9 protein-coding genes and 1 pseudogene are annotated in these 12,971 nt (G+C 62.0%); 6 read left to right on the top strand and 4 right to left on the bottom strand.

Annotated features, from left to right (window positions below; genetic code table 11):
• Positions 1 to 166 precede the first annotated feature (166 nt).
• The 4 genes and pseudogenes from VVT58_RS16020 to VVT58_RS16035 all read right to left on the bottom strand — a co-directional run bounded on the left by VVT58_RS16020 (position 167) and on the right by VVT58_RS16035 (position 6,359).
• Positions 167 to 2,328 (bottom strand): annotated as a pseudogene (locus VVT58_RS16020) (integrase).
• Positions 2,325 to 4,112: a hypothetical protein gene (locus VVT58_RS16025; protein ID WP_020818726.1), complete on the bottom strand. Its 1,788-nt coding sequence runs from the start codon at positions 4,110 to 4,112 to the stop codon at positions 2,325 to 2,327. Before VVT58_RS16025 ends, VVT58_RS16020 begins: the two are co-directional and overlap by 4 nt.
• Positions 4,109 to 5,458, bottom strand: coding sequence for a site-specific integrase (locus VVT58_RS16030; RefSeq protein WP_352000113.1), 1,350 nt, complete (start codon positions 5,456 to 5,458; stop codon positions 4,109 to 4,111). Before VVT58_RS16030 ends, VVT58_RS16025 begins: the two co-directional genes overlap by 4 nt.
• Positions 5,459 to 5,615: 157 nt before the next feature.
• Positions 5,616 to 6,359, bottom strand: a complete 744-nt coding sequence (locus VVT58_RS16035) for an ArdC-like ssDNA-binding domain-containing protein (RefSeq protein ID WP_327754297.1) — start codon at positions 6,357 to 6,359, stop codon at positions 5,616 to 5,618.
• Positions 6,360 to 7,407: 1,048 nt separating this feature from the next.
• Between VVT58_RS16035 and VVT58_RS16040 the strand changes: the two genes are divergently transcribed.
• The 6 genes from VVT58_RS16040 (at position 7,408) to VVT58_RS16065 (ending at position 12,939) form a co-directional block, all read left to right on the top strand.
• The gene (locus tag VVT58_RS16040; RefSeq protein WP_352000115.1) at positions 7,408 to 8,520 is read left to right on the top strand and encodes a reverse transcriptase/maturase family protein; all 1,113 of its coding nucleotides are present in this window, start codon (positions 7,408 to 7,410) and stop codon (positions 8,518 to 8,520) included.
• A 38-nt stretch (positions 8,521 to 8,558) separates the two neighbouring features.
• The gene (locus VVT58_RS16045; RefSeq protein ID WP_352000117.1) at positions 8,559 to 9,113 is read left to right on the top strand and encodes a group II intron reverse transcriptase/maturase; all 555 of its coding nucleotides are present in this window, start codon (positions 8,559 to 8,561) and stop codon (positions 9,111 to 9,113) included.
• A gap of 429 nt (positions 9,114 to 9,542) precedes the next feature.
• The gene (locus tag VVT58_RS16050; protein WP_327754378.1) at positions 9,543 to 9,830 is read left to right on the top strand and encodes a hypothetical protein; all 288 of its coding nucleotides are present in this window, start codon (positions 9,543 to 9,545) and stop codon (positions 9,828 to 9,830) included.
• Between the two features lie 112 nt (positions 9,831 to 9,942).
• On the top strand, positions 9,943 to 11,163 hold the full coding sequence (dcm, locus tag VVT58_RS16055) for a DNA (cytosine-5-)-methyltransferase (RefSeq protein ID WP_327754379.1): 1,221 nt from the start codon (positions 9,943 to 9,945) through the stop codon (positions 11,161 to 11,163).
• 3 nt (positions 11,164 to 11,166) lie between these two features.
• Entirely contained in the window at positions 11,167 to 11,619 is a 453-nt protein-coding gene (locus VVT58_RS16060) for a DNA mismatch endonuclease Vsr (RefSeq protein WP_327754380.1), read from the top strand.
• Positions 11,620 to 12,939 carry an MvaI/BcnI family restriction endonuclease gene (locus tag VVT58_RS16065; protein WP_327754381.1) on the top strand — a complete coding sequence of 440 codons (1,320 nt, stop codon included), beginning with the start codon at positions 11,620 to 11,622 and terminating at the stop codon, positions 12,937 to 12,939.
• Positions 12,940 to 12,971: the final 32 nt, after the last annotated feature.

Genomic DNA, 12,971 nt, shown 5'->3' on the forward strand with positions numbered 1-12,971 from the left:
TCTGTTCTCCGTTCTCGCGCCGGGGACCATCCCCGGCGGCGGAGGCCCGTTCGCGCCGGGCACAGGGGGCTCGCGCACCCGTCAGGGCCGCAGCGAAGCGAAGGACGGCGAAGCCGTTGCGCGGGCGCGCCGACCGGCGCAGGACTCCGCCAACAGCCGGGGTGGTCTACGGCGTGGGAGGATCGATCCCGGCAATCACCGCGGTCAGGCGATCAAGCTCGCGCTGGAGAGCCTGACGCTGAAGATCGGAGATGCGCCGTTCGCGTAGATGCGCCCTGGCATCGGCCGCCGCGCGTTCCCGGCCGGCCTGTGGCGGGCGGTGATGCAGGCGTTGGGACAGCGGGTCGGCTCGCACAGGGCGGTGAGCGGCTGCGCGGGATCAGGGGTCGTCACGCGCTTGAGGCAGAGCGCGGTCGCGGGATCAAAGAAGCAATCCGCGAGCGGGCCGACATGGAAGGTGCGCGCGACGCTGGCGAGCATGACGCGCAGGCGGGCGCGATCGGCGATCATGGCGGGCAAAGGCCCTTGTCTGACGGCGGCATCGTCGAGCGTCCGCGCGATGCGCGGTCCCGCTGGGCCGCCGAGCGATGCGCCGCCCTGACGGCGGTCGAAATAGTCCAGCAGATCGTCAATCTGACCGAGCCGGCGCTGCGCTTCGACCTCGGCGCGAAACCCCGATGCGCTGGTCCCGGCATAGCCCTCGAAAGCGGCGACCGAGGCGTGCTTGTACTGGATCATGCCGGCGATGGTGCCGAACGGGCGGTTGGCGATGTGCCACGCGATCGTGCGCCGGAACTGCCGTGTCGTGATGCGCCACGGCTTGCCGTCGGGACCGCGCGGGATGACCGGCATATCGGGGTTGCCGAAGGCGGTGTTGAGGTGGTCGCGGAAGGCGTTGAGCTGGCGGACCACCTCGCTCGACAGATGCGTCTTGGAGACGGCGCTCGCGCGCAGTACCGGCCAGAGCGTATCGCTGCCGCTGGCGCGCGCCGGTCCTGCCGACAGGCGTTCGAGCACCGTGATCGCATCGGCGACCGGCTCGATCGTCACCCAGCTCGCCACTTCGCCCACCGCCGCCCGGCGCTTGTAGATGGTCGATCGGATGCGATGCCGTTCGATCAGGCCGTCCTCGCTGCGCGCGATAGAGACACACCCGCGCCGCATCGCCTGCACCTCGCAGTCGCGCATGCCGGTCAGATAGGCGCACACGATATAAGCGGCGGCCTGGAGCATCCGTTCCTCGTGTGCGAGAGTCTTCGCGTCGAAGCGCTCGCGCCATGGCCGACCGCTATCGGGATCGATCGAGATCGGCGTGTCCATGCCGCCGACCTCCACCCCCAGCTCGGCCGCCACTGCATCGATCAGCCTCGCTTCGCCGCCGGTCAGCATGAGATGTGCGTGCGGTTCCGCCTGCACGTCGATCCCGACATGGAGATGTAAGAGATGGGCGTTGATCGGTGGGGTCACGCTGCCGGTGTTGGGGTCGACGCGCAGCTTGCCGTTATGAGCGGTGGCCCAGATCGGTGCGCCGCGCCCCTCGCGGCGTCGGCGATCGAAATAGGCCTTCAGGCGGGTGCGGCGACGTTGCCGGCGATCAGGGTCCGAGAGGCCGGCGTCGGCGGTGACAAGGCGATCCCGGCGCGCTTCGAGCCGATCAAGCTCGCGGCGGGCGGCGAGAATATCGTCAGCGAAGACGGTGACGTAGCGCAACGACCAGGCGAGCAGCGCGGCGATGACCTCTTCCGGGAACCGTGGGGTGCGGTTCTCCCGGACATGGCGGTAGCCCGCAACGCGGGCGGGCGCCTGTCCGGCCCAGGGCTCGAATACAAGGCCTCCGTCAGCGAGGTGGTCACGATAGTAATAGAGATCGGAGACCACTTCGAGGAGGTGACCGACGATGACGGGTCGTCGGGCAGGATCGTCACGGAGATGACGGGCATAGGCATCGACCAATGGCTGATCGATACGGGAAACGTCGAGCCGTCCGAGCCGCTCACGGGCGAAGGCGAAGAACCGGCGGGCACGGTTGAATGCCTGGCGGATGCAGGCGGGCGGTAACTTCGTCCGATAGCCGGGGAGATCGGCGTTGAGGCGGGCGTAGAGATAGGCGCGCATCGCCGCCTGGACATCGGCATGTTCGAGCACGTCGAAATGCACGGTGACGTGGCAGCGCCGGGCGTTCTCGCGGAATACGGCGGGACCGAGATCCCAGCTCGCGTCGCCGACGCGCGACAGATCTTCGCGGGCGTGACCGGCCTTGAGCGGCGCGCTCGCCAGCACGGCGCGATCGTCGAAGGCGGGCGCCTGGACATGGGCTGGCATGGTCATGTGCGTGCCTCCGGCGGCAGATAAAGCCGTTCGCCTTCCATCTGCCGGCGCGCATCGGCGATGACGGCATCGGAGAATGCCGGCAGGACCTGGGCGGTGATGCGGGCATGGACGCGGCCGAACTTGGCCGCCCAATCGTTCGCGGGCAGGCTCAGCCTCTGCTCTTCGACGAATGCGAGGAAAGCGAGGATCGCGGGGAGCTTGCGCGCGGTGATGACGGCGTTGGGACAATCGAGGCAACCCCAGAAGGGCTGCGCGCAGGGTGATCCGGCATCGGCGAAGGGACTGCTATGGAAGCCCGCGCAGGCGGCGAGCCAGACATCCTGTTCGCCGTCGAGCAACGGACCGACGGTATCGGGCGGCATCAGCGGCGCGGCCTGATCGGGCGATTGGCGCAACGCCTTCTCGGCGGTGGGCGGCAGCACGGTCGGCGTCGCGGTGGCGACCGCTTCGCGAAAGGCGTCAGCGAGGGTCTTCTCGTGCAGGGACCGAAGCGACGGCAGATCGGCATAGTGGCGCCCCGCAACCTCGCGCGAATGACCGACTGCGAAGCGGGCCATGTGCCCCTCAGTCTTCGTGTACCACAGCGCCTTGTGGGTCTTGCGGAGCCGGGAGAGCAGCAGGTGGAGCGGCTTGCCGTCGTCATCGACAATAGCATGCTGTGCTATCCAGGCAGCGATCCGCTCCTTCGGATGAGCGATACCCGCCCGCAGGCCGCCAACGTTGTGATAAACCCAAAGACGATCATCGGTCAGATGCTCGCGGGCTGGCGCGGTGACGTCGATCAGGCGACGGATGAGGCCGCCGGGCGTGCCACCACCGCCGTCGCGGACGCGCATGCTCTTGTGCTCGGCGCCGCGGGCGCGGCGCTTGAGATAGCGCAGTTCCACCGTGCCGGCATGGGGGTTGGTGAGACAATCCACGGTCAGCGCCTTCAGGCACTCGGGCTCGAGCCCGGTATCGAGCGTGAGCAGCACGAGCAGCGCCGGCAGATCGCGCGCAAGCAGGTGATGGCGGCCATGCAGATCGTCGATGAGCGTGCTGATCGGCAATCCGCGTCGCATGCGCATGAAATAGAGGCTCTTCAGCGCGGGCTGGTCTGCGACGATAAAGCCCTGCCGCGCGATGATCGCTTCGACCTCGGCGCGCACGCTGGCGATGACCGGGTCGCCCTCATCGGTGCGGTCGTCGGCACCGAGACGGCGGAACATCGCTTCGACGTCGGTCCTCGCGGCGTCGCGCAACGCGCGGGCAACGAAGGGGCTATAAGCATCGCGCGGGGTCGAGCGGCCCGCCGACGTGGCCAGTGTGTAGCGCAGCCGCTCATGCAGGTCAGGCGCGATCCGATCGGGCCGGTCTGCCTCGATCGCGCGCAATGTGTTGACGATCTTGCCGACCGTTATGTGCCGGTGGATCGCGCCCATCCCGCGGCGGTCGAGCGCGGAGGCGAACCCATCGATATGGGCTGCGCGCAGGTCGCCGACGCCAGCCACGTTCAGCGCTTCGTCGCCAAGCCAGGCGAAGAACAGGCGGTAGGCATTTACATACTGCTTGATGACGCTCGCCGCACCGATCGGTCCTCCGAGCGCGGCCGACCGTCGCAATGCGCCAGCAAAGGCGATGGCGAGCGGACGAGGATCGAGTGCGGCCATATCGATCAGGACCGTCCCGCCATGCCGCGCCTCGATGGTGAACTTGAGGCCGAGCACGGGATCAGGCTGCACGGGCTCCGGCGTGATCGGCACGAAGGCGACGGGCCGGCCCTTGCGGGGACGACCGCTCATGCGCCCTGCGGTCCCGGCAGCAGCGCAAGCAGCTCCTCGACCGCCGCATCCACCGTATCGGCGCGGGTCGCAATATGGTCGAGGTAGATATAGGTGGTGGTGAGGCTCGCGTGGCCGAGCAGGCGTTGCACCTGTTGCAGCGGGTCCCCGAGGATCAGCCGGTAGCTCTCCATCGGCCCCGCCGGCAATGCCGCTTCGCGCAGTCGCTGCTGGATCAGCAAGGCAAGCATATGGACTGCGAACGTGTGGCGAAGCTGGTGCGGGTTGATCGACAGCGGGAAGCCGTTCTCCGCGCACCGGTTGCCAGCACGGGTGAAGATCACCTCCCACGAGTTGGGCCGAACAGGCTGCCCGACCTCGGTCAGCCACAGCGCCGCCGGCTCGCGGGGCGGTCCATCCTCGTCGCAGAGGATCAGGCGGCATCGTTCCTCCGGGGTGCAGATATCGCGCATGCGGTCGAGACCGGCGCGGGTGACAGGGATCGGTCGTTCGAGCTTGGTCGCGCCGTCTCGCGCGGCGAACTTGGCGATGCCCGCGGCGCGCTCGACGGCGACGTAGGCGGCAATCTGACGAAGCAGCCGACGCGGGAGCAGGACGCTGCGTCCCCGGTCGCCCTTGGTCAGCGGTGGCGGGAGAGGCAGCCAAAGTTGTTGTGCATCGCTGTCCTCGCGGTCGATCGCCGCGAGCTCGGCGGCGAGTAGACCCGACGCCTCTTCGAGGCGCAGGCCGGTGGTGACGAGAAGATCGGCGAACAGCGCGTTGCGCAGCCCGTTCCGGTCGCGCGCGCCGGGGCGCTCGGTGCCGTCAGGGGTAAGGCCGCGCAGGCCGACCTCGCGGAAAATGCGGTAGTCGTCCATCGTGACGAACCGCACATCCGATCGCCTGGCAACACGTTCATAAGCGTCATTGCGCGCCGCGATCATGCCGCGACGGCCACCATGCGCCGGTCGCCACACGGCGCGGCGGCTGAACGGCGCGTCAGTGATCAGCCCGTGCTGCTCACCCCATCGGTAAAGGCGATCGAGACTGGCGACGGCACGGTTCCAGCTTGCGGCCGTTATCCGGTGATCGGCCTCGTCGCGGCGTCGCTCACGATGATAGGCGTCGACATCGTCGCGGGTCGCAGCCCACACGGTCTTGCCGCAGGCATCGAGAAAGCGAAGCCAGACTACGACATCATAGGCATAGGCGCGCAGCGAATGGCGCGAGCGGACGCCCGACAACGGCAGGTCGAGAAAGAAGCGATCCAGATCGGGATCATAGAGCGCGTCGCCGCGCAGGATCAGCGGCACATGCGCATCGAGGCCCCTGGCCTCGCGGCGCTCGCAAACAGTAATGATCGACACCGGCGCGAAGCCCTCCCCCCGGACCCCCCACCCGGAAGCTGACCTTCACACCGTTGCGCACTATGGCCTGGCAGCAATCAGGCTGGCCTCCGCCAGCTCTTGGGTCAGCGCTACGGCCAGCCTGATTACTGCCTACCGTGGGCGTCCATCGCCGACCTTACTGCAAAGTTGCGAGCGGCGCAGACTGTCCAGATAACGCGCAAAGCTCTTCCCTTGCATAATCCTCGCTGCCGAAATCTGCGCCGGTCAGCCGGTCCAACCGGCTCTGATGCCCTGTCCAGTGACCCAGCTCATGGAAAACGGTCCGATACCAGTTTATGCGATCATGATAGGCACTTTGCGGTGGCACCCGGACATAGTCAGGTCCGGGGGCATAGAACGCGCGTTCTCCGCCGACACGCACATCTGCGCCACTTGCCTTGATGAGGCGATGCGCCAGCGGCACAATCTCCTCGACATCCAGCGCGACGGGCGCGGCAATCAATTCCTCTGGCAGCCCCTCGCACTGCTCGACGTTGAAAACCGTGAAACGCTTGAGAAACGCGACCTGACGCGCCTCGCGCGCCTCATCGCGCGCCCTCCCCTCCTCGTCCTTCGGCACAAAGCGATCAGCATAGCAGACCGTCGCACCCTCTTCGCCGCGCCGCACATGGCCACCCAGCGCCTGTGCCTGCCTGTAGGTCAGCCAGCGCTGGGCGCCATATCCCCTCTCGAAAAGACGCAACCACAGAATCAGCACATTGATCCCCGAATAGCAGCGTCCCGTTCCCGCATTGCGCGGGAGACCGATCGCCGCCTTGCCGCTGTCCCACGGCTGCACCCAGGGCAAGCGCCCCTGCTCCAGTTCCGCGATGATACGATCCGTCACCTCTGCGTAGAGCGACCCATGATCCTTGCGCATACTCACTTCTCCCTGCCGTCACAGCACCGGCCGCCGGAAAGGCGGGGTGGGCGGCAGGAGGCGCACGGAGGGGACGGGCTATGAGCCGGGCCGCATCCGAAGGACCGAAACGCAGAGAAGGAGCCGGAACGGCTTGCGGCACGGCGGCACGGCCCCAGAGAAAGCCGACGCCCACCCCGCCATTCTGGTGGCCACAAACCGATCAAACGTCAGCGCGCCCGAAGGCGCGATGGCTATCCGCGCTGCAAAGCGGCGCCCAGCGTCAGCGATCGTCGCCCGAAAGGGGGTGCGCCGTTGTGGCGCGAAGAAGAAAGGAGTGTTCGAATGAACTGAGCTTATTGGCATAGCTCATGCCTGACCGACTTACCGGGGCCGGTGATGAATCGGCTGAGACCCCGAAAGGGGGACGGGACCATAGCATGTCGGGGTAGGGATCGAAGTTGGGCGCCGCAGCCTGACAGCTGACCAGCAGGCAAGATGCGCATGGTGAAGACTGGATTGTCTGAATCCCAGTTTCCAACGACCACTAGGTAGGTGACGGTGAACGCGGCTGACACATCGTCTCGAGCGGAGCGAGGAGCACGTCCCAGTGAATCGCTGCCAATCCGTTCGGCGTGGCCCTGTCAGGGGACTAAGGAAACGAACGGGGCACCTAACCGCATCGCGACCTCACTCGCGCAACTGCGGGATCGCCTAAACAGGACGGCTCGCCGGACCTGCATGGCGACGGAGCCGTCATAGTAGTCAAACGCCCGGTGTAATGGCCGGGACAGCCGCCGCGAGGCGGACGGGGTAGCGGTATAAGCGGGAGCGATCCTTGTCGAAATCCGCTGCGTCCGGGCGAAGGACGGCAGTTCTGTAACTCGATGGATCAATGGAAAGGGACTGCTGATGCAGACCGCTACTATCCTGAGACGGATCGAGAAGCTTCCGGCCCTGTCGCGGGCGGGCAAGCGGATCAATGGTCTCAACCGCCTCATGCGGTCCCGCTGCTTATATGAGCGGGCCTATGACAGAGTATCCCGGAATCGGGGTGCGATGACGCCGGGTGGACGGACAGACCTTCGACGGCATGACGCTGGCGAGGCTCGACCGTCTGGTTCAAAGCGTGGCGGAAGGCCGTTACCGCCCTCGTCCAGTGCGACGGGTCTATATCCCCAAGGGCAATGGTAAGATGCGCCCATTGGGTATCCCAACGGCGGATGATCGCATCGTTCAGGAGGCGGCGAGGATGGTCCTCGCGGCGATCTATGAACCTGTGTTCTCGAAACACAGCCATGGGTTCCGCGCGGGTCACTCCTGTCACACGGCTCTCGAAGAGATCCGTAAAACCTGGACGGGCGTAAAATGGCTGATCGAGGTGGATGTCCGCGGGTTCTTCGACAACATCGACCATGACATCCTGCTCGGCCTCTTGGCCCGGCGGATCGATGATCCAGTGTTCATCGATCTGATCGGGACAATGCTTAAAGCCGGGTGCATGGACGACTGGAAGTTCGAACGGACTTATAGCGGCACCCCACAGGGCGGGGTTATCTCGCCCCTGCTCGCCAATATCTATCTCCATGAACTTGACGAGTTCATGGAGTCGATGCGGCGGGGCTTCGACAAAGGCGACAGACGGCGGGCGAACCCCGCGTATGTTGCCTGCTCTCAGCAAATCGCCGCTCTCCGCAAGGAGATCGATGCAGTCCGTGCCGATGGTGCGGGCGATGGCGAGGTTCGCGTCCGATTGGCGCTAATCGAAGCTGTCAAACAGGATCGGCGGAAACTCTCTTCCGTCGATGACATGGACCCCAACTTCCGCCGCCTGCGGTATTGTCGCTATGCTGACGACTTCCTCGTTGGCGTGATCGGCAGCAAGGCGGACGCTGTCCGGATCATGGCCGATATACAGCGCTTTCTCGCTGATCGGCTCAATCTGGCGGTGTCACCGGAGAAAACCGGGGTTCGCGATGCATCGAAGGGATCGCCGTTCCTTGGCTTCCATGTATGCGCCTTCACGTTGCGCTCCGCCGGAACAATGGCGGGGCGGCAAAAGACCGGCGGTGGAACGCGTAGCGTTCTTCGTCGGCCGACGCGAGGGAATATCAAGCTGTGGGTGCCACGGGATCGGGTCTATGCGTTCTGCAGGCGCAAAAGCTCGGCAACCTCGACATGAGGAATGGTCGGGTGCGCCCGCAGCTCATGGAATCCAGTGTGCCGGAGATCATCGTAGCCTACAACTCGGAGTTCCGAGGCTTCGCGAACTACTACGCGATCGCCGATGGCGTGAAAGCGTCACTCGACAAGTTGGAACTGGTCATGCTCAGGAGCCTCTTCGCGACTGTGGCATGCCGGCGACGCTCGACGAGGCGGCAGGCCGAGGAATATCTGAAGATGGGGTCGGACCACGGGATTACGACCGTGGTCCGGGGCGAGCCGCGCGTTCATAAGGTGTGGAAACTGAAGCATCTGATCGTGAAGACGTGGGATAACCCCATCGTCGACACCATCACGGTAGGCTCTCGCCTTGCGCAGAGTCCGAACGATCTGGTCACGCGTCTTAGTGCCGAGCAATGCGAGGCATGTGGCGATACCGATGGTCCGTTCGAGATGCATCATCCCAATCGCTTGAAGGACAAGCGGCGCGACCAACTGACGCCTTGGGTGCAATCGGCACGACGGCGCAGGACAATCGTCCTGTGCCGAAAGTGTCACGTTGCCCATCATGGCGGCCGGATGCCCAGCGGAATGGAGAGCCGTGTGCATTGAAAGGTGCAAGCACGGTTCGGGGGGAGGCGCTGGGGCGTCCTCGAAAGAGGCGTCTCGCGTCTACCCTACCGAGACAGCATAGCTGGCTCGATGCAGCGCAGCGGAACAGAGCGCGCTGCTCCGTCAGGAGGAGACGCCAAGCCTGAGGTCCGTCCAACATCTAAAACTTTACACGTTCAGACGACGTAGAAAGAAAATGGAGAAATCTTTACACATCGGACCCTCGGCGCCCCAACGCGACGCCCAGCGTCAGCGACCGTCGCCTGGAGGAGTCGAGACAATCGGCACGCGAAGGCGCGACGGAGCGAAGCAAGGCAGGGCACGGTCTTTCCTCCGGCAAGAGGCACCCTCAAACTTTGTGTACAGTTGATTGTCCGGATCTGACGGCTCTTCATTGTATGAATGGATATGGCGTGGCATCAGTCCCGCATGAAGAAGGATGCCGATGAACTCGAATTGGTTATGGCCAGGCTGAGAGCAGAACATGATGTGCTGCCTTTTATGCAGCAAGTTTTTGCGTCCGGCGAAATGAGCCTCCGTCTCTTACCCGCAGAAATGGAGGCGGTCCTTCTGCGATCAGGCGATTTTCAAACACCGGCCCCCGGAAGTGGGCCGGTCTGGCTTCAGGTCAGCACCAACGACGATGAAGCCGATCTGGTTGTCTATCGAACGCTATCCGGCACGCTGTACGTTGCGGCTCCATTATCCTCATCATAAGGGGAGCCGCATAAATTCGCGATATAGGAACAAATTAAGAACTTTTTTCATCGCAGGGCTTGCCTTCCGGGACGGATATGGACACTGTGTCAAAAATCGTCCCCGAGGGTCTATGCTCAACGAATTTGCTGCACTTCGTATCTCCGCTGGTCTGTCAGTAGAAGACCTTGCACTGATGACCGGTTATAGCACCCGGCAGATTCAACGCTGGGAAACCGGTGAAGGTAAACCGAGGGAAGCGGCCCTCACCGTCCTGCGGAATATGGCCGCGGACGGTGGAACACAATCAGTCAGCCGTTTCAATTTCATCGACCTGTTTGCAGGGATAGGCGGTATCCGCAAGGGCTTTGATGCCATCGGCGGCCATTGCGTCTTTACGTCCGAGTGGAACAAGTATGCGCAGCAAACCTATGCCGCGAACTTCCGCGACAATCATCCGCCGTATGGGGATATCACGACTATCCCAACCGACGAAATTCCCGATCATGACGTTCTGTTGGCGGGTTTCCCTTGCCAGCCATTCTCGATCGCAGGCGTTTCCAAAAAGAACTCACTAGGCCGAAAGCATGGTTTTCTGGATGAGACACAAGGCACATTATTCTTCGATGTAGCCCGAATTCTCAAGGATAAACGCCCCTCCGCATTTCTGCTTGAGAATGTCAAAAATCTCACAAGTCATGACAAAGGCCGAACATTTGAAGTGATCCTTAAAACTCTGACTGATGAACTAGGCTATAATGTGTGGCATAAGGTAATCGATGCTCAGCATTTCGTTCCGCAGCATCGGGAGCGAATAGTGATTGTCGGCTTCCGCGACGATGTTCCATTTAGCTGGGACGACCTTAAACTCGCACCGAAAGGCAGTGTGCGCCTGAAGACAATTCTTCACCCCGAAGATGCGTCTGAAGAGGTCGAAGCGCCTTACACGCTTGGTCCGAAGGCTGCTGTTAATGGTAAATATACGCTGACAGACAAACTGTGGCAGTATTTGCAAGGTTATGCTGACAAGCATAAGGCCGCTGGCAACGGCTTCGGTTTCGGCCTCGTGACGCCGAAGGACGTTGCCCGCACCCTTTCCGCCCGTTATTATAAAGATGGCTCAGAAATCCTCGTCAGTCAGGGTAAAAACAAGAATCCACGCCGCCTGACGCCGCGCGAATGCGCGCGCCTGATGGGCTATGGCGATGATTTCCGCATACCCGTATCGGATACACAGGCTTACAAGCAATTTGGCAATTCCGTTGCTGTGCCGGTCTTCGAGGCTGTTGCCCGGATAATGCAGCCCCACATTCAAACGCTGATGGAAGCAGCCGAGCAGCGTAAAGCAGCCTGACCTTTGGCGGATGTCCACGATATTGCGACGCGCAGCCGGAATATGGCAGCCATCAAAGGCAGCCATACCAAGCCCGAGCTTCTGATCCGCAAGGCCTTGCATGCAGCCGGATTCCGTTACCGCCTGCATGCAAAGGACTTGCCCGGCAAGCCTGACCTCGTTTTGCCGCGCTGGCAGGCTGTGATCTTTGTACATGGCTGTTTTTGGCACCAGCATGACTGTCATCTTTTCAAATGGCCGGCGACCCGAGAAGATTTTTGGCGGGCAAAAATTGGCCGCAATGCCATCAACGATGACAAGGCCGTCCGGGCACTACATGAGGCTGGCTGGCGTGTCGGAGTCGTCTGGGAATGCGCCTTAAAAGGCAGAACCAGACTGGACTTTACTGAAGCTATGCAGAGACTTATAGCTTGGATACTGTCCGATGAACGGGCGATTACGATCAGGGGCTTGTAGTTGATATCTTCATTCGGGCAGTTGCAGGGATTGATGCGCCAGCACGGCGCAACTCGCATTTACGCAAAAAGGCTTGCTCCGAATGACAACTCGAAGAATCAGGTCTATTTGGGCGGAGATTTCTCGGCGCTCAATATCATTCCCCATGGGCTTATTTATACTGACGATGCCGAAACTGCGGGCGCTGTCCGTGATCGGGCAAAAGCGGCAGTTGACTTCTACTGGATCGACGAAAACGGACGCCATCGCGCTCCAAATACTGGCCTGATCCTCTACCCGAAATATCCGGAAGTTCGCATGTCGGGCTTTCTGTCAGGATGCCGCGAGGCACCCTCTGATATTATGCGCGTGCGGGACGAAGGACGTGTCTTATTTTTGGGCATGACACAGCAAGGCGAAGTGCTTGGCTACGCAACCGCTCTCGACAATCCAATCACAGCAGAGATCACTAATCGCGTCTGGCCAGCGGTCGGCGTCTTCATAGAGCTTCCGCTTACTCCCCATCAGGTGGACAGCCCGAAAACTCTGTTGCTGAACGAGCTTCGTCGGATCTTTCACTTGCAATGGATCACATCCCAGAAGTTGGCCTCCGATGGTCAAAAGGCGCACTATTCCGCCAGGAACGGAGGGGGCTACACGCTGGAAGCGGAACTCGGTATCACACCCAATGGCTATGCTGAACCAGACTATATGGGCTGGGAAGTGAAGCAATATGGCGTTGTCGATTTTGTGAATTTTAAACCGAAGTCACCGGTTACGCTAATGACACCGGAACCGACAGGAGGCATTTATCGAACCGAGGGCGTAGCTGAATTTGTGAAGCGGTTTGGCTATCCGGATCAGGCAGGCAAGCCTGACAGATTCAATTTCGGCGGGCGGTACGACTGCCAACGCACGGCGAACCATCTGACTGGCTTGCGCATGATTTTGAACGGTTACGACGTCGATGCTGGTAAAATGACCGACCTTGATGGGGGCATGGCGCTGATCAATGCTGGTGACGAAGTGGCTGCTTCTTGGACGTTCAAAGGCATGATGGCGCATTGGAACCGGAAACACGCGCAAGCGGTATACGTGCCTTCAATGTTTCGCGCTCCGCCGCCCGAGTACCGATATGGCGCGCATGTACTGCTTTGCGAGCAGACAGATTTTCTCCTGTTTCTGCGGGCGTTCGCATCAGGAACGGTTTATTATGATCCAGCAGTCAAGGTTGAGAATGCCTCAACCTTGAAACCGGTTGTGAAGCGACGCAGCCAGTTCAGGGTCGCACACGATGATTTGGTCCAATTATACCAAAAATCTGAAAAGATATTACTTTAAACCATGGCAATATCTCGCAAAAATGCGAAATA

Origin of the sequence: Sphingobium sp. SJ10-10 (assembly GCF_036038995.2) — a bacterium.
Lineage (GTDB): Bacteria > Pseudomonadota > Alphaproteobacteria > Sphingomonadales > Sphingomonadaceae > Sphingobium.